General features: G+C 68.9%; 21 protein-coding genes. 18 read left to right on the top strand and 3 right to left on the bottom strand.

The features are described 5' to 3' along the window. The first annotated feature begins 27 nt into the window (after nucleotides 1-27). The 10 genes from E0H73_RS16055 to prmC all read left to right on the top strand — a co-directional run bounded on the left by E0H73_RS16055 (nucleotide 28) and on the right by prmC (nucleotide 11,806). Entirely contained in the window at nucleotides 28-558 is a 531-nt protein-coding gene (locus tag E0H73_RS16055) for a hypothetical protein (RefSeq protein ID WP_238164031.1), read from the top strand. Between the two features lie 62 nt (nucleotides 559-620). Further along, nucleotides 621-2,279: an arginine--tRNA ligase gene (gene argS / locus E0H73_RS16050; protein WP_131356105.1), complete on the top strand. Its 1,659-nt coding sequence runs from the start codon at nucleotides 621-623 to the stop codon at nucleotides 2,277-2,279. Further along, nucleotides 2,276-3,682 (top strand): diaminopimelate decarboxylase, encoded by a 1,407-nt coding sequence (gene lysA / locus E0H73_RS16045; protein ID WP_131356103.1) that lies wholly within the window; start codon nucleotides 2,276-2,278, stop codon nucleotides 3,680-3,682. The genes argS and lysA overlap by 4 nt, the downstream gene beginning before the upstream one ends. Further along, a complete protein-coding gene (locus tag E0H73_RS16040; protein WP_131356100.1) occupies nucleotides 3,679-4,971 on the top strand; it encodes a homoserine dehydrogenase in 1,293 nt (430 codons plus the stop codon). Before lysA ends, E0H73_RS16040 begins: the two co-directional genes overlap by 4 nt. A 4-nt stretch (nucleotides 4,972-4,975) precedes the next feature. Continuing rightward, nucleotides 4,976-6,052, top strand: coding sequence for a threonine synthase (gene thrC, locus E0H73_RS16035; RefSeq protein WP_131356098.1), 1,077 nt, complete (start codon nucleotides 4,976-4,978; stop codon nucleotides 6,050-6,052). Further along, the gene (gene thrB, locus E0H73_RS16030; protein ID WP_131356095.1) at nucleotides 6,052-6,984 is read left to right on the top strand and encodes a homoserine kinase; all 933 of its coding nucleotides are present in this window, start codon (nucleotides 6,052-6,054) and stop codon (nucleotides 6,982-6,984) included. The genes thrC and thrB overlap by 1 nt, the downstream gene beginning before the upstream one ends. A 337-nt stretch (nucleotides 6,985-7,321) precedes the next feature. Then, the gene (rho, locus tag E0H73_RS16025; RefSeq protein WP_131356092.1) at nucleotides 7,322-9,415 is read left to right on the top strand and encodes a transcription termination factor Rho; all 2,094 of its coding nucleotides are present in this window, start codon (nucleotides 7,322-7,324) and stop codon (nucleotides 9,413-9,415) included. 111 nt (nucleotides 9,416-9,526) lie between these two features. Next, nucleotides 9,527-9,733: a 50S ribosomal protein L31 gene (gene rpmE / locus E0H73_RS16020; protein ID WP_130387310.1), complete on the top strand. Its 207-nt coding sequence runs from the start codon at nucleotides 9,527-9,529 to the stop codon at nucleotides 9,731-9,733. 172 nt (nucleotides 9,734-9,905) lie between these two features. Next, nucleotides 9,906-10,982 carry a peptide chain release factor 1 gene (gene prfA, locus E0H73_RS16015; RefSeq protein WP_131356089.1) on the top strand — a complete coding sequence of 359 codons (1,077 nt, stop codon included), beginning with the start codon at nucleotides 9,906-9,908 and terminating at the stop codon, nucleotides 10,980-10,982. Continuing rightward, the gene (prmC, locus tag E0H73_RS16010) at nucleotides 10,979-11,806 is read left to right on the top strand and encodes a peptide chain release factor N(5)-glutamine methyltransferase (protein ID WP_131356086.1); all 828 of its coding nucleotides are present in this window, start codon (nucleotides 10,979-10,981) and stop codon (nucleotides 11,804-11,806) included. Before prfA ends, prmC begins: the two co-directional genes overlap by 4 nt. Here the strand turns inward: prmC and E0H73_RS16005 are convergent, their stop codons facing one another. Genes E0H73_RS16005 through E0H73_RS15995 form a run of 3 tightly spaced genes read right to left on the bottom strand, consistent with a single transcriptional unit; the run spans nucleotide 11,807 to nucleotide 16,696 of the window. Next, complete coding sequence (locus E0H73_RS16005; protein ID WP_131356083.1) at nucleotides 11,807-12,763, bottom strand: hypothetical protein; 957 nt, start codon at nucleotides 12,761-12,763, stop codon at nucleotides 11,807-11,809. Nucleotides 12,764-12,802: 39 nt separating this feature from the next. Next, a complete protein-coding gene (locus E0H73_RS16000) occupies nucleotides 12,803-15,658 on the bottom strand; it encodes an AfsR/SARP family transcriptional regulator (protein ID WP_131356080.1) in 2,856 nt (951 codons plus the stop codon). A gap of 24 nt (nucleotides 15,659-15,682) precedes the next feature. Then, nucleotides 15,683-16,696, bottom strand: coding sequence for an adenosine deaminase (locus E0H73_RS15995; RefSeq protein WP_131356076.1), 1,014 nt, complete (start codon nucleotides 16,694-16,696; stop codon nucleotides 15,683-15,685). A 110-nt stretch (nucleotides 16,697-16,806) separates the two neighbouring features. Between E0H73_RS15995 and E0H73_RS15990 the strand changes: the two genes are divergently transcribed. The 8 genes from E0H73_RS15990 (at nucleotide 16,807) to E0H73_RS15955 (ending at nucleotide 22,328) form a co-directional block, all read left to right on the top strand. Continuing rightward, complete coding sequence (locus tag E0H73_RS15990; protein ID WP_131356073.1) at nucleotides 16,807-17,649, top strand: L-threonylcarbamoyladenylate synthase; 843 nt, start codon at nucleotides 16,807-16,809, stop codon at nucleotides 17,647-17,649. Further along, the gene (locus E0H73_RS15985; protein WP_131356070.1) at nucleotides 17,649-18,767 is read left to right on the top strand and encodes a glycosyltransferase family 4 protein; all 1,119 of its coding nucleotides are present in this window, start codon (nucleotides 17,649-17,651) and stop codon (nucleotides 18,765-18,767) included. The genes E0H73_RS15990 and E0H73_RS15985 overlap by 1 nt, the downstream gene beginning before the upstream one ends. Nucleotides 18,768-18,971: 204 nt before the next feature. Beyond that, nucleotides 18,972-19,436, top strand: a complete 465-nt coding sequence (locus E0H73_RS15980; RefSeq protein WP_131356067.1) for a Cg1360 family ATP-synthase-associated protein — start codon at nucleotides 18,972-18,974, stop codon at nucleotides 19,434-19,436. A 90-nt stretch (nucleotides 19,437-19,526) separates the two neighbouring features. Continuing rightward, a complete protein-coding gene (locus tag E0H73_RS15975) occupies nucleotides 19,527-19,742 on the top strand; it encodes an AtpZ/AtpI family protein (protein WP_131356064.1) in 216 nt (71 codons plus the stop codon). 97 nt (nucleotides 19,743-19,839) lie between these two features. Continuing rightward, on the top strand, nucleotides 19,840-20,622 hold the full coding sequence (atpB, locus tag E0H73_RS15970; RefSeq protein WP_131356061.1) for a F0F1 ATP synthase subunit A: 783 nt from the start codon (nucleotides 19,840-19,842) through the stop codon (nucleotides 20,620-20,622). A gap of 82 nt (nucleotides 20,623-20,704) precedes the next feature. Next, nucleotides 20,705-20,929, top strand: a complete 225-nt coding sequence (gene atpE / locus E0H73_RS15965; protein ID WP_131356058.1) for an ATP synthase F0 subunit C — start codon at nucleotides 20,705-20,707, stop codon at nucleotides 20,927-20,929. Between the two features lie 32 nt (nucleotides 20,930-20,961). After that, nucleotides 20,962-21,531, top strand: coding sequence for a F0F1 ATP synthase subunit B (locus E0H73_RS15960; RefSeq protein ID WP_131356055.1), 570 nt, complete (start codon nucleotides 20,962-20,964; stop codon nucleotides 21,529-21,531). Further along, nucleotides 21,531-22,328, top strand: coding sequence for a F0F1 ATP synthase subunit delta (locus E0H73_RS15955; RefSeq protein WP_131356052.1), 798 nt, complete (start codon nucleotides 21,531-21,533; stop codon nucleotides 22,326-22,328). Before E0H73_RS15960 ends, E0H73_RS15955 begins: the two co-directional genes overlap by 1 nt. Nucleotides 22,329-22,392 lie beyond the last annotated feature (64 nt).

The following is a 22,392-nucleotide window of genomic DNA, read 5'->3' as shown; positions in this document are numbered from 1 at the left end:
CGGTGCCACATGGCAACCTGGCTCGTCATGAGAGCAGGCAGGTGGCGCCGGGTGGGTGCGACGGCGGCCGCCCTGCTCCTCATGACGAGTGTGGCCGGCGGCTGCCAGGTGGGTCCTGCGCCGCCCGGTCCGGCCGAGATCCGGACCGGTCCGCCGCCCTGGGACGCGCCGCGGGACGGGGTGTCGTACATCGACAAGGCGGGGTTCGAACGGCTCCCGCTCGATTTCTCCGGCCCGTCGCCGTACACGCTGAAGATCGCGGTCTCGGTCGACGGCAAGCCGGTGCAGGTCCCGGCCGGCATCGGCGTCGACCGGGTCCGCGCCGAGCAGGCCGCCGTACACACGCACACTGCCGACGGCCTGGTGTACGTCGAGGCCAAAACCACCGCCGAGCGCCCCACCCTCCAACAGTTCTTCACCCTCTGGGGCGTGAAGTACGACGGCAAATGCCTCGCAGACGCCTGCACCTCACTCACCGCCACGATGGACGGGAAGCCGGTTGCCTGGGACGCCGCCCTGACTCCGAACGCCCAGATCGTCGTGAGCGCACGGCACTGAGCGCGTACCGGGCTGTGGATGGTGAGTCAAGGGTTTCGGGGTGGGGCCATTAGGCTGAGGCGGTGACTCCGGAACAGCTCGCTGAGAAGATCCTCCAGGCCCTGACCGCGCTCGCCGACGACGGGACCATCACCGTCGAGGGCGGGCTGCCGCGCGAGCTGAAGGTCGAGCGCCCCAAGAACCCCGAGCACGGGGACTACGCCACCAACGTCGCCATGCAACTGGGCAAGCGCGCGGGGCTGAATCCGCGCCAGTTCGCGGAGCTGCTGGCGGTCAAGCTGCAGGACGACGACGCGATCACCGCGGTGGAGATCGCCGGTCCGGGCTTCATCAACATCCGGGTCGCGGCGGACGCCCAGGGCAAGATCGCGCAGGCGATCCTGGACGCCGGCCCGGCGTACGGCGGTTCCGACAGCCTGCACGGCCAGACGGTGAACCTGGAGTTCATCTCGGCCAACCCGACCGGCCCGCTGCATCTCGGCCACACCCGCTGGGCCGCCGTCGGCGACGCGCTCGCCCGGGTGCTGACCGCGGCCGGTGCGAAGGTCAGCCGCGAGTTCTACATCAACGACCGCGGCGCCCAGATGGACAAGTTCGGTGCCAGCCTGCAGGCCGCGGCGCACGGCGAGCCGATCCCCGGGGACGGCTACCACGGCGAGTACATCCTGGACCTCGCCAAGCAGATCGTCGCCGAGGTCCCCGGCATCACCGACCTCCCCGCCGACGAGCAGCTGATCGCCTTCCGCGAGGCGGGGTACGAGCGCCAGCTGAAGGAGCAGCAGGCCCAGCTCGAGCACTTCCGGACCAAGTTCGACGTCTGGTTCTCCGAGCGCAGCCTGCACGAGCAGGACGGCGTCGGCCACGCGATCGAGAAGCTCCGCGAGCAGGGTCATCTGTACGACGCGGACGACGCGCTGTGGATGCGGACGACGGACTTCACCGACGACAAGGACCGCGTCCTGATCCGCTCGAACGGCGAACCGACGTACTTCGCCTCCGACGCGGCGTACTACGTGAACAAGCGCGAGCGCGGCTTCGACGTCTGTATCTACCTGCTCGGCGCCGACCACCACGGATACGTGAACCGGCTGAAGGCGATCGCGGCCTGTGCCGGTGACGACCCCGAGCACAACATCGAGATCCTGATCGGCCAGCTGGTGAAGATCCTCAAGGGCGGCGAGGAGATGCGGCTGTCCAAGCGGGCCGGCACCATCGTCACGCTGGCCGAGCTGGTCGAGGAGGGCGGCGTCGACCCGCTGCGATACACGCTGTGCCGCTACCCGGCCGACTCCCCGCTGACGCTGGACATCGAGGAGATGACCCGGCAGGCCAGCGAGAACCCGGTGTACTACGTGCAGTACGCGCACGCCCGGCTCGCGTCGATCCTGCGCAACGCGGACGAGCTCGGCATCAAGCTGGACGAGTTCGAGCCGGGCCTGCTGAGCCACGAGCGCGAGGGCGACCTGCTCCGCGCGCTGGCCGAGTTCCCGCGCATCGTCGCAACGGCGGCGGAGCTGCGCGAGCCGCACCGGGTCGCGCGCTACCTGGAGGACACCGCGTCCGCGTTCCACAAGTTCTACGACAGCTGCCGCGTGCTCCCGCGCGGTGACGAGGAGGTGGAGCCGGTGCACAAGGCCCGCCTGACCCTGGTCGGCGCGACCAGGACCGTGGTCGCCAACGGGCTGGACCTGCTCGGCGTCTCCGCTCCGGAGCGGATGTGAGGGCGCACGAGGCGGGGGCCCTGCACGCGCAGGCCGGGCACCGCGGGCCCGCCTGGCTGAGCACCCCGCGCGATGTCAACGACCTGGTCCCGCAGCTGTGGTCGTCCACCGCGAAGAAGTCGGCCGAGGGCTCACTGGTGATCGGCGGTGTCGACCTCCGCGACCTGGTCGCCGAGCACGGCAGCCCGGCGTACGTGCTGGACGAGGACGACTTCCGCGCCCGCGCCCGCGCGTTCAAGCACGCCTTCAAGGACTTCGACGTCTACTACGCCGGAAAGGCCTTCCTCAGTACGACGATCGTCCGCTGGGTGATGGAAGAAGGCCTGAACCTGGATGTCTGCAGCGGGGGTGAGCTGGCCGTCGCGCTCCGGGCCGGCGCCGACCCGAAGCGGCTCGGGTTCCACGGCAACAATAAGTCCGAGCGGGAGCTGGTCCGCGCGCTGGAGGCCGGTGTCGGCCGGATCATCGTCGATTCGGAGTACGAGATCAGCCGGCTGATCGAGCTGGCCCGGGAGCGGAAGACGACCGCGCCGGTGATGATCCGGGTCACGGCCGGCGTCGAGGCGCACACCCACGAGTACATCGCGACCGCGCACGAGGACCAGAAGTTCGGCTTCTCGATCACCTCCGGTGCCGCCTTCGAAGCCGTTGCCCGGGTCAACGAAGCGCCGGAGCTGGAGCTGCTCGGCCTGCACTCGCACATCGGCTCGCAGATCTTCGACTCGTCCGGCTTCGAGGTGGCCGCGAAGCGCGTGATCGCCTTGCACGCAAGGGTTTCCGACGAGCTCGGCGTGGACATGCCGGACCTCGACCTCGGTGGTGGCTTCGGCATCGCCTACACGACCCAGGACGACCCGTCCGATCCGGCGCAGCTGGCGACCGAGCTCGGCAAGATCGTCGAGCACGAGTGCCGCGCCTTCGAGGTCGAGGTGCCCAAGGTCTCGATCGAGCCCGGCCGCGCGATCGTCGGCCCGGCCATGTGCACGGTCTACTCGGTCGGCACGGTCAAGGAGGTCGAGCTCGACTACGGCGCCTCCCGGTCCTACGTCTCGGTCGACGGCGGCATGAGCGACAACATCCGCACCGCCCTGTACGACGCCGACTACTCCTGCACGCTCGCCAACCGCTACTCCGACAGCGAGCCGTCGCTGGCTCGTGTGGTCGGCAAGCACTGTGAGTCCGGCGACATCGTGGTCAAGGACGAGTTCCTCCCGTCGGACGTGCGACCCGGCGACCTGATCGCCGTACCGGGCACGGGTGCGTACTGCCGGTCGATGGCGAGCAACTACAACCACGTACCGCGGCCACCGGTGATCGCGGTGAAGGACGGTCGAACGCGGGTCGTCGTACGCCGAGAGACCGAAGACGACCTGCTACTGCTCGACATGGGGGCTGAGGAGTGAACGACAAACCTCTGAAGGTAGGCCTGCTCGGTTGTGGTGTGGTCGGCACGGAAGTCGTGCGGATCCTGACCGAGCAGGCTGATCACCTCGCCGCCCGCGTGGGCGCCCGGCTCGAGATCGCCGGCATCGCGGTACGCCGGGCCGGTCGCGAGCGCGACATCGCCGTCGACCCGTCCTTGGTCACCACCGACGCGCAGGCCCTGGTGTCGCGCGGCGACCTGGACCTCGTGATCGAGGTGATCGGTGGACTGGAGCCGGCCCGCGGGCTGATCCTGTCCGCGCTCGAGCACGGTGCGTCCGTCGTCACGGCGAACAAGGCACTGCTCGCGGAGGACGGACCGACGCTGTTCGCCGCCGCGGAGAAGTACCAGCGCGACCTGTACTTCGAGGCGGCCGTGGCCGGCGCGATCCCGATCCTGCGGCCGCTGCGTGAGTCGCTCGCCGGTGACGACGTGACCCGGGTGATGGGCATCGTCAACGGCACCACGAACTACATCCTGGACAAGATGGACAGCACCGGCGCCGGCTTCGACGAGGCGCTGGAGGAGGCCCAGGCACTCGGGTACGCCGAGGCCGACCCGACCGCGGACATCGAGGGCTTCGACGCGGCCGCGAAGGCGGCGCTGCTGGCGAGTTTGGCCTTCCACACCAGGGTTTCCATCGCCGACGTACACCGCGAGGGCATCACCGACGTGACCGCGACCGACATCGCCTCGGCCCGCGAGATGGGCTGTGTGGTGAAGTCGCTGGCGATCTGTGAGCTGGACGAGACGACCGACTCGGTCAGCGCCCGGGTGTACCCGGCGATGATCCCGGCGAACCACCCGCTCGCCTCCGTCCGGGACGCGTACAACGCCGTCTTCGTGGAATCCAAGGCGGCCGGGCAGCTGATGTTCTATGGTCGTGGTGCCGGCGGCGCCCCGACGGCCAGTGCAGTCCTCGGGGATCTCGTGTCCGCCGCGCGCAACCGGCTCAAGGGTGTGCCGGGGGTCGGCGAGTCGTCGTACACCCAGCGGGCCGTGCGGCCGATGGGTGACGCGGTGACCCGCTATCACGTGTCGCTGGACGTGGCCGACAAGGCCGGTGTGCTGGCGGCAGTGGCCCACGCCTTCGCCGAGCACGACGTGTCGATCCAGACCGTCCGCCAGGAGGGCCGGGGGAGTGACGCGCAGTTGGTGGTGGTCACCCACACCGCGACCGACGCAGCGTTGTCCGCAACCGTGGAGACCCTGCGCGACATGGACATCGTTCGTGAAGTCAGCAGTGTGATGCGGGTGGAAGGCGGATAAGGGCATGGCTCAGCAGCGGCCTCATCAGTGGCAAGGCGTGATCGAGGAGTACCGGGACCGGCTGCCTGTTTCGGCGGACACTCCCGTGGTCACGCTCGGCGAGGGCGGGACGCCGCTGGTGGCCGCGCAGTGGCTGAGCGAGCAGACCGGGTGCGAGGTCTGGCTCAAGGTCGAAGGCAACAACCCGACCGGCTCGTTCAAGGACCGCGGTATGACGGTCGCGATCTCGCTCGCCGCCCAGGCCGGTGACAAGGCCGTCGTGTGCGCGTCGACCGGCAACACCTCGGCGTCGGCGGCTGCGTACGCCGTTCGGGCCGGGCTGGTCCCGCTGGTGCTGATCCCGGCCGGCCGGATCGCGAAGGGCAAGCTGGCGCAGGCGATCGTTCACGGTGCACGGCTGGTGACCATCGACGGCGGCTTCGACGACTGCCTGCGGATCGTCCGCGAGCTTGGCAAGCACTACCCGGTCGCGCTGGTGAACTCGGTGAACCCGGTCCGTCTGGAGGGTCAGAAGACCGCGGCGTTCGAGGTGTGCGACGCGCTCGGCGACGCCCCCGACCTGCACCTGCTCCCGGTCGGCAATGCGGGCAACATCGCGGCGTACTGGAAGGGGTACCAGGAGTACGCCAAGGACAAGCTGGCCTCGAAGACCCCGCAGATGTGGGGTTTCCAGGCCGAGGGCGCGGCTCCGATCGTGCGTGGCGCGATCGTCGAGAAGCCGGACACCGCCGCGACCGCGATCCGGGTCGGGAACCCGGCGTCCTGGACGCTGGCCGAGGCCGCCCGGGACGAGTCCGGCGGCCGGATCGAGATGGTCACCGACGAGCAGATCCTGACCGCACAACGTGAGCTCGCCGCCCGCGAGGGTGTGTTCGTCGAGCCTGCGTCGGCGGCCGGCGTCGCCGGTCTGCTGCACGCGAAGGCGAACGGATGGCTGCACGGCGGCTCGACCGTCGTGATCACTGTCACAGGTCACGGCCTGAAGGACATCGACACCGCGCTCGATCACGCGAAGGTGGACGAGTCCCCGGTCACACCCGCCGACACCGACGCCGTCGCCCGCGTCGCCGGCCTCGCCTGATGCCGGACCAGGTCCGGGTCCGGGTGCCCGCGACCAGCGCCAACCTCGGGCCGGGCTTCGATGCCCTCGGCCTGGCCTTGACCCTGTACGACGACCTGGTCGTGACGCCCGGTGGATCCGGGGTGACTGTCGAGGTGACCGGATCCGGTGAGGGCGAGGTGCCGCTGGACGAGTCGCATCTGGTGGTCCGTTCGATCCGTGCCGGCCTGGATGCGCTGGGTGTGCCGGTGCCCGGATTCACGTTGCGGTGCGAGAACCGGATCCCGCACGGCCGCGGACTGGGGTCGTCGTCGGCCGCGATCGTCGGCGGACTCGCGGCGGCGTACGGGCTGGCCGGCGTACCGGTGGATCGCGATCGGATCGTCGTACTGGCGAACGCGATCGAAGGGCATCCGGACAATGTGGCCGCGGCCGCGCTGGGTGGATTCACGATCGCGTGGACCGAAGGGGACGCCGGCCGGGCGATCAGATTGGACCCTGCGGACGGGCTCGCGGTGGTCACCTATGTACCCGACAATCGCGTGCTGACAAAGGAGGCGCGCGGATTGTTGCCTGGCGTTGTTTCCCACATCGACGCGTCCGCGAATGCCGGAAAAGCGGCATTGTTGGTCGCCGCGATGACCACGCGCCCGGAGTTGTTGCTGATTGCGACCGAAGACCGGCTGCATCAGGAGTACCGCGAGCCCGCGATGCCGGAAAGCCTGGCGCTGGTGCACAAGTTGCGGGGGAGCGGACTGGCCGCGATCGTCAGCGGTGCCGGCCCGACGGTCGCCGTACTGGGCCGCCCAGATGAAACCTCTGCGCCGGCAGGTAAAGCCGCAGGTCAGCCGACATTCTTCCGCGGTACGCCGGACGCCCCGGACGGCTGGACCCGGTACGACCTGGCCATTGATCCAGTCGGCGTACAGGTCTGGTCGATGGAGTCCGGATAGCGTGCCGGGGCCGGAGGGGAATGATCGGCAATTGACACGCGTTGTATCCCTCGAGTCAGCAGAACGACCCCCAGTGGTGCTAGTCTCGACTCACCCGATCCCCTCCAGGTGATCGGTGAACTCTCGCCACGATCCGGGCTGTGCTCCCGGCACCCTGTGTTGTGTGGCGACCCTCCAGCGGACTGATCTTGCGCCGCCTGCGCCGGAAACGTCCGGAGGGACTCAGATCGAGCGAGAGCCTCTTGATACCCACGTCGCCGTTTCGTCGGTCGTGGGTGATGATTCCGGGCGATGAGCCTTTCAGGGACATCGTCCATCCGTGTGGGAAGGACCTCACGTGACAGAAACTGTTGAAGCCTCCAGCGGAGCCGGTACCTCACCGGCCCCGGGTACCGACGCCGCGGCCACCACCGCCACGCGTCGCCGGAAGGCCGGAGGCGGCCTCGAGGGCATGCTGCTCCCCGAGCTCAAGCAGCTCGCCGGGACGCTGGGCATCAAGGGCACCGGCGCGCTGCGCAAGGGCCAGCTGATCGAGGCGATCAAGGCCGCCCAGGCCGGTGGCTCCACGGGCGGTTCGCGCCCGAAGTCGAGCCAGCCGACCCTGGACGAGGGTGCCGCCGAGGCCCCCACGGCCGACGCACCGGCCGCTCGGGCCGGGCGGGCCGAGAAGCGCGAGGGTGGCAGTCGCCGGACCCGCGCCGCGGCCGAGAAGACCGTCGGCCAGAACGGTGCCGGCCAGTCCGGTGCCGACCACTCCACGGCAGCGCCGGTCGCCGTCGAGACGCCGGCCGCGCAGGCTCCGGCCGCGCAGGCTCCGGCGCAGGACAGCGCCGCGCAGAACGGCTCCACCCCGGTCGAAGCGGCCGAGTCGAGGACGGCCGAGCCGAAGACCGAGCAGGGCGGTGAGAACCGCAACCGCGACAACCGCGACGGTGACCGCAACCGCGACCGGAACCGGGACACCAACCGGGACGGCAACCGCGACGCGAACCGTGACCGGGACAACCAGAACCGTGACGGCAACCGCGACCGCAACCGGGACAACCAGGGCCGGGACAACCAGACCCGGGGTGGCCAGGACCGCGACAACCAGCGGGACAACCAGCGGAACCGGCAGGACCAGAACGACCGCGGCGAAGAGGGCGAGGGCCGTCGCCGGCGCCGCCGGGGCCGCGACCGCGACCGCACCCGGGAGAACCAGGGCGGTCGCGACAGCAGCCGCAACCGGGGCCGCGGCGAGCGCTTCGACCCGGAGCCGACGATCAGCGAGGACGACGTCCTCGTCCCGGCCGCCGGCATCCTCGACGTACTCGACAACTACGCGTTCGTCCGGACCAGCGGCTACCTGCCCGGCCCGAACGACGTGTACGTCGCGCTGTCGATGGTGAAGCGCTACGGCCTGCGCAAGGGTGACGCGATCACCGGTGCGGTGAAGCAGCCGCAGGAGGGTGAGCGCAAGGAGAAGTTCAACCCGCTGGTCCGGATCGACACCGTCAACGGTGCGGACCCGGAGATCGCCAAGCAGCGGCAGGACTTCAACAAGCTGACCCCGCTGTACGCGACCGAGCGGCTCCGGCTGGAGACCGAGCCCGGTGTGCTCACCACCCGGATCGTCGACATCGTCAGCCCGATCGGCAAGGGCCAGCGCGGCCTGATCGTCTCGCCGCCGAAGGCCGGTAAGACGATGGTGCTGCAGGCGCTGGCGAACGCGATCACCACGAACAACCCCGAAGTGCACCTGATGGTGGTGCTGGTGGACGAGCGGCCCGAAGAGGTCACCGACATGCAGCGCACCGTCAAGGGCGAGGTCATCGCCTCGACGTTCGACCGTCCGGCCGACGACCACACCACGGTCGCGGAGCTGGCGATCGAGCGGGCCAAGCGGCTGGTCGAGCTGGGCCACGACGTCGTCGTACTGCTCGACTCGATCACCCGGCTCGGGCGGGCGTACAACATCGCGGCGCCGGCCAGCGGCCGGATCCTGTCCGGTGGTGTCGACTCGTCCGCGCTGTACCCGCCGAAGCGGTTCTTCGGTGCGGCCCGCAACATCGAGGACGGCGGCTCGCTGACCATCCTCGCGACCGCGCTGATCGAGACCGGCTCGAAGATGGACGAGGTGATCTTCGAGGAGTTCAAGGGCACCGGCAACATGGAGCTGCGGCTGCGCCGCGAGTTCGCCGACCGGCGCATCTTCCCGGCCATCGACGTGGTCGCCTCCGGCACCCGCCGCGAGGAACTGCTGATGAGCAAGGACGAGACCAGCGTGGTCTGGAAGCTCCGCCGGGTGCTGTCCGCGCTCGACGGCCAGGCGGCCCTGGAGCTCCTGATCGGCAAGCTCAAGGAGAGCAAGTCGAACATCGAGTTCCTGCTCCAGGTCAACAAGACGACCCCGTCGGCCGGCGGCGCCCGCAGCACCGACGACGGGAACTGAGAGAAACAGTCGATTACCAGTTTGCCGCCCTCGGGTGGCAAACTGGTCTGTCGGTTCCGGTTCACGTCCGCATCCGCGGGCGACCCGGGGCACCTGAACCTAGGAGATCCTTTGAAGAGCGACATCCACCCGACGTATGTGGACACCACGGTGACCTGCACCTGTGGCGCCACGTTCACCACGCGCTCGACCGCGGAGAACGGCGTGATCCACGCCGACGTGTGTTCGCAGTGCCACCCCTTCTACACCGGCAAGCAGAAGATTCTCGACACCGGTGGCCGGGTGGCCCGCTTCGAGAAGCGGTACGCCAAGAAGTAGCTGGCGAAGGCGATGGGCGAGGTGTGCCTGCGGACAGCGCAGGCCACCTCGCCTTCGCGTGTTTGTGCGGCTGCGCTTCGCTTGCCGCGAGCGGGGGCTTCGCCACCCGCACCCCCTTTGCGCGGGGCTGGCGCGGTTCGGATAGCGGAGCGTTGCGAGAGGAGGAGTGCGCATGTTTGAGGCGGTTCAGACGCTCAAGGCGGAGTACGCCGAACTGGAGCGGCAGATGTCGGATCCGGCGCTGCACTCCGACCAGGCCAACGCCCGCCGGGTCGGCAAGCGGTACGCCGCGCTGGCGCCGGTGGTCCGCACGTACGACGAGTGGTTGCAGACCGCGGACGACATCGGCGCGGCCAAGGAACTGGCGGCCGAGGATCCGGCGTTCGCGGAGGAGGCGGCCAAGCTGACCGCCCGCCGCGAGGAGCTCGCCGAGCGGCTGCAGGTGCTGCTGGTGCCGCGCGATCCGAGCGACGACAAGGACGCGATCCTCGAGATCAAGGCGGGCGAGGGCGGCGACGAGTCGGCCCTGTTCGCCGGTGATCTGCTGAAGATGTACCTGAAGTACGCCGAGTCGCAGAACTGGAAGACCGAGGTCCTGGATTCCGCGGAGTCGGACCTCGGTGGCTACAAGTCGATCACCGTCGCGGTGAAGGCGAAGGGCACTCCGGAGCCGGGCGAGGCGCCGTACGCGAAGCTGAAGTTCGAGGGCGGCGTGCACCGGGTCCAGCGGGTGCCGGTGACCGAGTCGCAGGGCCGGATCCACACGTCCGCGGCCGGCGTCCTGGTGCTGCCGGAGGCGGAGGACGTCGACGTCGAGATCGACCAGAACGATCTGCGCATCGACGTGTTCCGGTCGTCCGGTCCGGGTGGGCAGAGCGTGAACACGACCGACTCGGCCGTCCGCATCACCCACCTGCCGACCGGCATCGTGGTGTCGATGCAGAACGAGAAGTCCCAGCTGCAGAACCGTGAGCAGGCGATGCGCGTCCTGCGGTCCAGGCTGCTCGCCGCCGCGCAGGAGGCCGCCGACCAGGAGGCGTCCGACGCCCGCCGGTCGCAGATCCGGACCGTCGACCGGTCCGAGCGGATCCGCACCTACAACTTCCCGGAGAACCGCTTCTCCGACCACCGCGTCGGCTACAAGGCGCACAACCTCGACCAGGTCCTCGGCGGCGACCTGGCGCCGGTGATCCAGGCGCTGACCGACGCCGACCTCGCCGCGCGGCTCGAGGCCGTCGAATCCCAGTGAGCACCAAGACCCTGGTCGCCGATGCCGCGGCCCGGTTGCGCGACGCGGGCGTCGCCTCACCCGACTTCGACGCCGCGGAACTGCTCGCCTTCGTCACCGGCACCAGCCGCCTCAACCTCGGCGACCCGACCGAGGACCAGGCACGCCGGTACGACGAGCTGATCGCTCGCCGGGCGGATCGCGAACCCCTCCAGCACCTGACCGGTACGGCGGCCTTCCGCTACCGGGAACTGGCGGTCGGACCCGGCGTTTTCGTGCCGAGGCCGGAAACCGAGGTGATGGTCGGCTGGATCCTTGACCGGCTGGCCGACGTACCTGAGCCGCTCGTGGTCGACCTGTGCTCCGGCTCCGGCGCGATCGCCGGCGCGGTCGCGACCGAACGTCCCGACAGCACGGTCCACGCCGTCGAGCTGTCACCCGAGGCCTGCGTCTGGGCCCGTCGCAACCTGGCCGGCACCGGTGCGACCCTCCACGAGGGCGACATCGACGGCTGCCTCCCGGAGTACGACGGCCAGGTGGATGCGGTGATCGCCAACCCGCCGTACATCCCGTTGACCGCTTGGGAGTCCGTCACCGCCGAGGTCCGCGACCACGACCCGGCCCTCGCCCTGTGGTCCGGGGACGACGGCCTCGACGAGATCAAGGTCGTCGCGGCCACCGCGGCCCGGCTGCTCAAGCCCGGCGGTTGGTTCGCCTGCGAACATGCCGACGTACAAGGCGAATCCGCCCCTGCCGTCTTCACTGCCACCGGGTCCTTCACCGAGGTCCGCGACCAACTGGATCTCTCCGGTCGCCACCGGTTCAGCACCGGCCGCAGGATCTAGCTACTCGTAGACGACGAACTCCGGCCGGGGCTTCAGGGCGAGGACCTGGGGTGGCGTCATCAGCGGGCCCTGCCGCGCGTCTTCGGTGTAGAAGAGTTTGAAGCCGGCGTGCACGGACGGTGGAAGCGCGGCTGTCAGCTTGCCCCAGGTCTTGAGCTTGTCGACGGGAGCGCCGATGCCGTCGACGGACTTGATCGTGACGACGCCGGGGTGTTTGGTCAGCGCCTTCTCGTTGCTGACGATCCGGGTGGAGAGCTGGTGGAAGACGAACACCTTCTCCGGCAGGTTGTTGGCACGGACCAGACCCGACAGGTACGACGCGATGCTGTCCAGCTCGGCGCCGGTCGTATGGCCGAAGACCCGGCCGGGGACCTGACCCGGACCGACCGCCCACTCGGGGTCGAACGCGAGACCGACGTCGGGCTCCTTCAGCCAGCGTTCCAGCCGTTTCACCTCGGGCAGGATCTTCGCGCGGCCCGGCTGGATGTCCAGCAGCAACAGCATCTTGTGCTTGCGCGCAACCGTCAGGTACTCGTCGATCGCGGCGTCGGCCAGCCGTCCGCGATACAGCCCGTCCTTGCCCGGCGACCCCTTCGCGACCACCGCGATGAGCTCCATCACCGGCTGCGGTGTCCGCCCGTCGGCGTACGACCTGGAGAGCTTCTCCAGCGTCGCCGCCTTCTTCTCCAGGTCCTTGTCCAGTGGCCCGAGTGCGGGTGAGCCGGGCAGCCCGACGTACCCGACGAGTTGGTACTTCGGGAAGATCACCCGCCCGCCCCGCGGCAACTGGTTGCCCGCCGGGGGAGCTGGAGGCGGTGGTGGTGTCGCGGGTGCGGAGGGACTGTGCTCTGTCTTCGTCGGGGCAGGTGTGGAGGCGACCTTCGCGGGGACATCGGTGCAGGCGGCCACGCCGACCAGAACACCGGCCATCGCCAGCACCCCACAGACTCTCCGCATCGCTCCAGCCAACCACGAACCGCGCAGGAACCAACCCACTCAGGCCGCCGCGCTGGTTCGGGCCAGGCCATCGGCAGCGCGCGTGATGACCGATTCCTGCCCGTCGTCGAGAGCGAGCTCGAGCGCCCGCGCGAAATGCGGACGCGCCTGGACCGGATCGCCCTTGGCCAGCAAGGTTTCCGCGAGCCGGAGATGCGCGTTCTGCTCGGACTGCCGCGAATCGCTGTCCAGCGCCAGCGCCAGCGATTTCCGGCCGACCTCCAGCGCCTCCGCCCACTGCCCCCGCCGCGTGTACGCCGTACTGAGGAACGCGTACGTGTAGATCAGGCTGTAGTCGGACCCGCGTTCGATCCCCGCCTCTTGTGCAGTGGTCAGTGCGGTCACCGCCTCGTCCACGCGGTCGAGCTCGAGCAGACATTCGCCGATCCCGTTCAGTACTTCGGCCTGCACCGACCGGTCGTCCACCTCCTGCGCCAACCGCAGCGATTTCTCGTACGCCGCCAACGCCTCGGGGAACTCGAGCCGGTCGCCATAGGTCACCCCGAGATACCCGAGCACCCGGGACGCGATGCTCCGATCGCCGGACTGACGTGACACCTCCAGAGCCTCGTCGAGTACGGCGATCGCCTCGGCATCCGGGCTGATCTTCGCCATGCTGTAGCCGATGGACGCGAGCACTCGAGCCCGCAGCACCAGGTCCGCGTCGTCCGGCAGCTTGCTGTGCGCCTGCTGCAGGGTGTGCAGACTCTCCTCCGGACCACGGCGGTAGCGGCCGAGGCTGCCGATGGACAGCAGCACGCGCGACTCTGCGTCCGGATCGCCGTTCCGACGGGTCGCACGCAGCGCGAGCTCCAGCGCCTCTTCCATCTCGTAGATCCGCGCACGCTGGTAGAAGCACGAGGACACCGCTAGACCGAGTCGCCAGGCATGCTGGTCGGCGCCACTCGCCTCCGCGACCCGGATCGTCGCCAGCACGTTGGCGCCTTCGATGTCGATCCACGCCAGCCCGTCAGCAGCCGTCTCGAAGACAGGCAGCGGCACTGGAGGTGGCATGGGGAGTTGGTGCAGGCGCGTGCTGAAGATGGCCGCACTCGCTTCTGCGGTGGCGTAGAGGTAGTAGTCCAGAAGACGCTGGACAGCACCCGGCTCGGCGTCCAGCGTCCCGGCGTACTGCCGCAGCAGGTCGTGGAACTGGAAGCGGCCTGGTCGTAGCTGGAGCAGCAGGTTCGCATCCACGAGTTGCTCGAGCAGATCCTCCGCGTCCACCGGATCCACCTCGGCGAGTGCGGCAGCGGCGTACGGCTCGATGTCCTGACCGGTCATCACACCGAGCAGCCGGAACAGACGCTGCTGGTCGGCCGGCAGATGCTCGTAGGACAAGGCGAAAGCGGGGGAGACTCCACCACCGTCAGTGCTGAGCTCCGCGAGCCGTCGGTCCTCTGCGTCGAGGCGCTTGCTCAGATGTTCGATCGTCCAGCTCGGCCGATGCCGCAGCCGCGAACCGGCGACGCGGATCGCGAGCGGCAGATGACCGCAGTGGCTCACCACAGCCGCAGCAGCCTCCGGGTCGGCTGCGCGATCCGCTCCCACGATCTCCGCCAGCAGTGCGCGAGCGTCGTCGGGCCGCAGTACGTCGAGTGCCAGGCGGACAGTCGCGTCCAGCCCGGTCAGCTGCCGTCTGCTCGTCACCAGCACGCCACACGTCGGACTGCCGGCCAGCAACGGCAGAATCCCGGCAGAGTCGAGTGCGTTGTCCAGTACGACGAGGATGCGGCGACCAGCGAGCTCGGAACGCCACAAGGCGGCCCGCTCCTCCAGATCGGCAGGGATGCGGTCTGCTGGGACAGAGAGCGTGCGTAGCAACCGGTCCAGCGCCTGCAGGGGAGACACCGGCTCGCGCCCAGGCGTGTAGCCGTGCAGGTCGATGAACAGCCTGCCTTCCGGGAACTGCTCACTCAGCTGCCGTGCGGCCCGGACTGCCAGAGCCGTCTTGCCGACGCCGGCCATGCCGTCGATCGCCACCACCGGCATGACAGTCCGGTCGCGGGTGGCCATTGCGTCGACCACCTGTTGCAGTGCGTCCTCGCGGCCCACGAACGCGGCACCGTCGTACGGCAGTTCGTCCCGGACCGCCGTACGGCTCACCTTCTCCGTCTGCTCTTCGTTCTGCAGGATCCGCTCGTGGATGGCGCGTAGTGCCGGACCGGGCTCCACTCCGAGCTGGTCGATCAGCTCATGCCGTGTCTGCGTGTAGGTGTCGAGCGCCTCGGAGCTCCGGCCGCTTCGCCAGTACGCCAGCATCAGCTGTCCGGCGAAGTGCTCCCGCAGCCGGTCCTCCTCGACCAATGCGACCAGTTCGGGCACCAGATCGCCGTACCTGCCTCGCTCCAGGTCCAGGTCGATCCGCTCCGCCAGTACTTTGAGACGGCGCTCGGTGAGGCGATGGCGCTGTGCGCTCAGGTAGTGCCCGGCGAGCCCACTGAGGGGCTCGCCGGTGAAGAGGTCGAGGGCTTCGGTCAGACGGGCTGCTGCTTCGTCCAGCCGGCCTGCGTCCCGGGCAGCGTGACCGGCGTTGACCAGAGCCTCGAATCGGCTCAGGTCCACCGCATCCGGTGCGATCCGCAGGCTGTAGCCGTCCCGCGTACGGATCAGCACACCTTCCGGCAGCAACTTGCGCAGCCGATAGATGTACGGCGGCACGATCTGCCTGCCGGTCGACGGCGGGGCGTCACCCCAGACGAGGTCGACCAACTCGTCCGGAGTGATCACCTGGTTAGGCCGCAGCGCCAGAACGGCGAGCAGAGCCTGCTGGCGGATCGGGCCGAGATCGAGCCGACGGCCGCCCGACCAGCCATGCAGTGGGCCAAGCAGGTCCAGCCGCAGATCGCCCGTCACGCCCCGAAGGATAACGCGGAGCGATTACGCGCTTACATACGCGTCGATCTCCTGCAGCAGGGCGTGCTTCACGGAGTCCTCGGCGAACGAGACCCGTACGGCGGTCTTGGCGAGCTCGGCGACACCGGCATCGTCCAGCTCGAGCAGCCGGGCGGCGACGGCGTACTCGTTGGTCAGGTTCGTGCCGAACATCGGCGGGTCGTCGGAGTTGATGGTGACGACCAGGCCGGCGTCGACCATCGCGCGCAGCGGGTGCTCGTCGTACGACGCGACCGCGCGGGTGGCGATGTTCGACGTCGGGCTCACCTCGAGCGGGATCCGGTGCTCACCCAGGTAGTCGACCAGCGCCGGGTCCTGCATGGCCGACGTACCGTGGCCGATCCGCTCGGCCTTCAGCACCCGGACCGCATCCCAGATCGTCTCCGGACCGGTCGTCTCGCCCGCGTGCGGCACGCTGTGCAGCCCAGCGGCCAGCGCCGCCTCGAAGTGCGGCTGGAACTGCGGCCGCGGTACGCCGATCTCCGGGCCGCCCAGGCCGAACCCGACCAGGCCCTCGGGCCGGATCTTGGTCGCGATCCGCAGCGTCTCGTCGGCGCCCGGCAGCCCGTCCTCACCGGAGATGTCGAAGATCCACCGTAGCGTGATCCCGAGTTCCTTCTCGGCCGCGACCCGCGCGTCCTCGATCGCCTCGCAGTACGCCTCGGGCGCGATCCCACGGACCACCGACGTGTATGGCGTACAGGTCAGCTCGGCGTACCGCAGGTTCTGCGCGGCCATCTCGCGGGCGACCTCGTAGGTCAGCAGCCGGACGTCCTCGGGCGTCTTGATCAGCTCGACGACGCTCAGATAGATCTCGATGAACTTGGCGAAGTCGGTGAACTGGAAGTACTCGGCCAGCGCGGCCGGATCGGCCGGCACCGGCGACTCGGGATGCCGCGCGGCGAGCTCGGCCACGATCCGCGGCGACGCGCTTCCGACGTGGTGGACATGCAGTTCGGCCTTCGGCAACCCGGCAAGGAACTCACGCGACACAGTCATGCCGGGATCCTAAGGAGTCTCCGGACCGATCCGCCGGAAAGCTCACATTCGCTTGTCAGGATCCGCCGGGCCGTGGCCCGGCTGGAGTCGCAGGGGTCGCGGGTGGCACGATGCGGTGCGTGAGTGAGCGCTTCGACTTCACCGGCGACGAGCTGGCACCGGCCTATCGAGCGGCCGTGGACGCCATCGAGGCCGGCGACCTGGTCGTCCTTCCGACCGACACCGTCTACGGAATCGCCGCGGACGCCTTCAAGGCGGACGCCGTCCAGCGGTTGCTGGATGCCAAGGGCCGCGGCCGCGACATGCCGCCGCCGGTGCTGATCTCGGTGGTGGAGTCGCTGGACGCGCTCGCCACCGACGTCCCCGACGACGGCCGCACGCTGTGCCAGGAGTTCTGGCCCGGCCCGCTGACGGTGATCTGCCACGCGCAGACCTCGCTGATGTGGGACCTGGGGGAGACCAAGGGCACGGTCGCACTGCGCGTGCCCGACCACGAGAACACCCGCGAACTGCTCTCCCGGACCGGTCCGCTCGCGGTCAGCTCGGCGAACAAGAGCGGCCGGCCCGCGGCGCTGGACGTGTACGACGCCGAGGAGCAACTGGAGGACACGGTCGCGGTCTACCTCGACGGAGGTACGGCGACCGGCGGGCAGCCGTCCACCATCGTCGACATCACCGGCGACACCCCTCACGTCGTACGCCTCGGTGCCCTGTCGCTGGAGCAGCTCCGAGCCATCGTCCCTGGCGTCACCAGCTACCTTGATGACGAGAAGCCGGACGAAGAATCAGAAGCGAAGGCCGACGAACCGGAAGCCAAGCCGGACGAGGCCGAGGAGAAGCCAACCGAGGAACCCGTCGCGGCGTCCAACGAGCAGGACGACGAGAAGCCGCCGTCCTCAGCAAAGGACGACGAGAAGCCGTCCGAACCGGATGATGTGAGGCCTGCGGACTAGTGCGCGAGTATCTGCTGGTCCTGTTCGTGGCGATGGCCACGACCTTCCTGCTGACCGGCGTGGCCCGGCAGATCGCGCTGCGGTACGGCGCCGTGGCGAAGGTACGGGCCCGCGACGTGCACAAGGTCCCGATCCCGTACTTCGGCGGCATCTCGATCCTCGGCGGCCTGATCGCCGCGTTCGCGGTCGCGTCCAGCCTGCCGTTCCTCGGCAACAGCCTGCAGGTCGCGCACGACGCCCGGGCGATCCTGATCGGCGGCGTGGTGATCTGCGCCGTCGGCGTGGTCGACGACCTGTACGAGCTGGACGCGATCACCAAGCTGGCCGGCGAGGTGCTCGCAGTCGGCGTGATGGTTGTCCAGGGCATCCAGTTGTACTGGCTCCCGTTGCCCGGCGGCGTGGTGTCGCCATCGGCCGCGCAGCTTGCCGTACTGACCGCCGGCATCCTGCTGGTGTCCTGCAACGCGGTGAACTTCGTCGACGGCCTGGACGGTTTGGCCGCCGGGGTCACCGCGATCGGGGCGACCGCATTCTTCATCTACTCCTATCTGCTGAACTTCGAGCAGAACCTCGACCGGGCGACGACCTCGACGCTGATCACGGTCGCGCTGGCCGGTGCCTGCCTCGGCTTCCTGCCGCACAACTTCTTCCCGGCCCGAGTCTTCATGGGCGATTCCGGTGCTCTGCTGATCGGCCTGATGCTGGCCGCGTCGACGATCAGCCTCACCGGCCAGATGGATCCGAACGCCGTTCCGTACGAGGTCGGCGGCTCCAGCCTGCTGCCCGCACTGCTCCCGCTGGTCCTGCCGATCGCCGTGCTCGCGATCCCTGCGCTGGACCTGACGATGGCCTACGTACGCCGTACGAAGGCCGGCCAGTCGCCGTTCGCGGCCGACAAACTGCACCTGCACCACAGGCTGATGCAACGCGGCCACTCGCACCGTCGCGCCGTCTTGCTGATGTACCTGTGGACCGCCCTGATCGCGTACGGCGTGGTCGTCCTCGGGCTCGTCCTGTTCTGGTGGACAGCCCTGATCGTGCTGGCCGTCGCGGTCACCGCGGTCCTGCTCACCACCGGTCTGCCGAGGCGATCCCGGAAACCGCTCGCCAAGGTCTGACCCAGAAGACCGGGGACCAGACCACTCGTCGGGGTGGCCTACCGATAGGGTGTTCGTGTACAGCGGCAGGACCGCTCGTTTTGCTGACCATGCAGACTTTGTGCTAGTTTTCACAAGCACCAGCAAAGAACAGCGACACCCCTGACCCCGCCCACCCGACGACCGAGCCGCGAGACCCGGTCGCCAGCAGGACGGAACCAGCAGATGGCTCCCTCGGCTCACAGCCCGAAAGTCGCCGGCCAGGCCACTCGGCACCCGGCGCTGGCAATGCTGCGTGGCGCTTTGATCGCCGCGCTGGTCGTCGGCGTCAACGCGGCCGCGGTGTCCACCGTCGCGGCCGGTCTCCCCGGCCTGTGGGGCGCGTTGCTCGGGTTCTTGATGGTCGTCATCTTCTCCGGCGCGGGCCTGCTCGCGCTGCACCTGTCCCGCCGTACCTCCCCGACGATGCAACTCGCCGTCGCGATGGCGTCGTACACCGGCCGGATCGCGATCTTCGGTGGCCTGCTCGCCGTCGCGCTGAGCTCGGACGGCCTGGCCCGGCACGTGAATCTGACCGTGCTCGGGATCTGCGCACTGGTCGTCGTGATGGGCTGGATGGCCGGCGAGATCTGGGCCTGGTCGCGGCTGCGCATCCCGATCTACGACCTCGACGGCGAGGTGACCGCATGACCACCTTGGGTAATGATTCCCCTGGTGTGGTGGGTGTTACAGGTGCCGGTGTGACCGGTCGTGTCGCGGACTGGTACCTTTCGGGTGCCAATGAGCGAGCACGAGGATCCGAAGCCATCACCCGGGAATGCGGGCGACGGCTGGCGGGTCCTGTCCTACTTGATCGGCGGTGTCGTTCTGTACGGCGGCATCGGGTTCGGGTTGGATCGCCTGCTCGGCACCCAGTTCTTACTCCCGGTGGGCATCGTCCTCGGTGCCGGGCTCACCGTTTTGTTGCTGCACTTCCGGTACGGGTCGCGGTCCTGACCCACGCCGGGTCTGACGTTGTTGACCGCCATGCCCTGAGCCGCCCTGCCCTTGATCAGAAGGCGTCCGACTTGAGCACGACGCGAGAGGAGACCCGGTGATAGCCGGCGTTCCGACCGAGTTCACCCCGCCCGGTCCCGAAAGCTTCGACCTTCCGCCGATCATCGACGGCGTGGACTGGTTCACCAAGCCCGTGCTGGTGTCCGCGCTGTCCGTCGTCGTGATCATCTGGTTCTTCTGGGGTGCGTCCCGCAAATCGGCGATCGTGCCGAGCAAGCTGCAGTTCGCCGGTGAGCTCGGGTACAACTTCGTCCGCAACTCGATCGCCCGCGACGCCATCGGCAGTGCGGAGCACATGAAGTACGTGCCCTACCTGTGCGGCCTGTTCTTCTTCATCCTGCTGAACAACGTCGCGGCCACCATCCCGCTGATCCAGTTCCCGACCTTCAGCCACATCGGCTGGGCGTACGTCGCCGCGATCATGAGCTGGGTGATCTACAACACGGTCGGCATTCGCAAGCACGGCGCGTGGGGCTACTTCAAGCACCAGACCATGCCGGCCGGGGTGCCGGTCTGGCTGATGCCGCTGATGATCCCGATCGAGTTCATCTCGAACATCCTGGTCCGGCCGATCTCGCTCAGCCTCCGTCTGTTCGCCAACATGTTCGCCGGCCACATCCTGCTGGGTGTGTTCGTACTCGGTGGCGAGTACCTGGTCCTCGAGACCGGCAACATCGCCCTGGCCGGCGTCGGCGTCGTGACCTGGCTGATGGGCCTCGCGATCGCCGGTCTCGAGCTGTTCGTCCAGGTCATCCAGACTTACATCTTCGTCGTGCTGACCGCGCAGTACATCGGCAGCGCCATCTCCGAAGATCACTGATCCGCAGTACCTGCACCGCCCCACAGACCGTAGTAACGGAAATCCGGATAGCCGCTATCCGTACCGAAAGGAACACACTGCAATGACCGCACTCGACATCACCGGCAACATCGCAGTACTGGGTTACGGCCTCGCCGCGATCGGCCCGGGCGTCGGCGTCGGCCTGATCTTCGCCGCCGTGATCAACGGCACCGCGCGGCAGCCGGAGGCGCAGAGCAAGCTGCAGTCGATCGCGTGGATCGGCTTCGGCGTCACCGAGGTTCTGGCGATCATCGGTATCGCGCTCGCGTTCGTCTTCCGTACCTGAGCCACTTCCCCTCTGACTGACAGGATTCAGACATGTTGACGATGGTGCTACCGCTGGCGACGGAGGGCGAGCAGCCGAACCCGCTGCTCCCGCACACCGCCGAGATCATCTTCGGCTTCGTGTTCTTGGTCCTGCTGGCCATCGCCTTCGCCAAGTTCTTCGTGCCGAGGTTCGAGAAGGCGTACGCCGATCGGACCGCGGCCATCGAAGGCGGGATGGACGCGGCCAAGCAGGCTCAGGCCGAGGCGAAGGCGGCTTTGGACAAGTACAACGCGCAGCTGGCCGAGGCCCGGCAGGAGGCTGCGAAGATCCGCGAGGACGCGCGTGAGCAGGGTGCGCAGATCATCGCGGAGATGCGTGAGCAGGCGAACGCCGAGTCCGAGCGGATCGTCACGCACGCGCGGACCCAGATCGACGCCGAGCGGGCGCAGGCCGTGGCCTCGCTGCGGGCCGAGGTCGGCACGATGGCGACCACGCTGGCCGGCCGCATCGTCGGGGAGTCGCTCGAGGACGAGGCGCGTCAGCGTCGCATCGTCGAGCGGTTCCTGGCCGACCTGGAGGCTTCGGAGTCCGCACGTCAGGCCGTCGGAACGGACGGCTGATGCGCGGCGCATCGAAGGAGTCACTCGCCAAGGCCCAGGAGGCCCTGGCGAGTGTCACGGTGACCGATGAGCTCGGCACCGAGCTGTTCTCGGTGGCCAAGCTGCTGGACGGCACGGGCGCGCTCCGGCGTGCACTGACCGACCCGGCCCGGCCGCGGGACGCCCGCGTCGCGCTGGTCCAGCAGTTGCTCGGCGGCAAGATCTCCGCCCCCGCGGAAGAGGTGGTGACCGCCGCCGTGGCCGGCCGCTGGGTCAGCAGCCGTGACCTCGCGGACGCGCTGGACCAGCTCAGTGTCGAGGCCGAGGTGGCGTACGCCGACACCCGGGGCAAGCTGGACGACGTCGAGGACGAGCTGTTCCGGCTGGAACGGATCGTCGCGATGGAGCGGGGGCTGAGCGACAAGCTCAGCGACCACAACATCCCGCTCACCGCCCGGCAGCAGCTGCTCGCCGGACTGCTGCAGGGCAAGGCCGACGCCGCCACGATGCGGCTGGCCGAGCGTGCGGTGGACGGACGCGGCCGGAGCTTCGCGGCGTCGCTGCGGTCCTACCAGGTCGCCGCGGCGGCCCGGCGCAACGCCAGCATCGCCACCGTCCGGGTCGCGACCGACCTCTCCGAGGCCGAGCGCACCCGGCTGGCCGAGGCACTCGGCCGTCAGTACGGCCGGGAGATCCAGCTGAACGTGATCGTCGACCCGACCGTGGTCGGCGGCGTACGGGTGGACATCGGCGACGAAGTGATCGACGGAACCATCGCGGCCAGGCTCGACGAAGCGCAACGGCGCATCGCGGGCTGAACCCCCTTAACGACATAAGCGGCGCTAGGGGTCGGGAAAGCCTTTAGAGCCACAACAGGCCAGC

This window comes from Kribbella pittospori (genome assembly GCF_004331465.1).
Lineage (GTDB): Bacteria > Actinomycetota > Actinomycetes > Propionibacteriales > Kribbellaceae > Kribbella > Kribbella pittospori.
The sequence above is the reverse complement of the archived record's forward strand: the minus strand, read 5'-3'. Positions and strand labels throughout refer to the sequence as shown.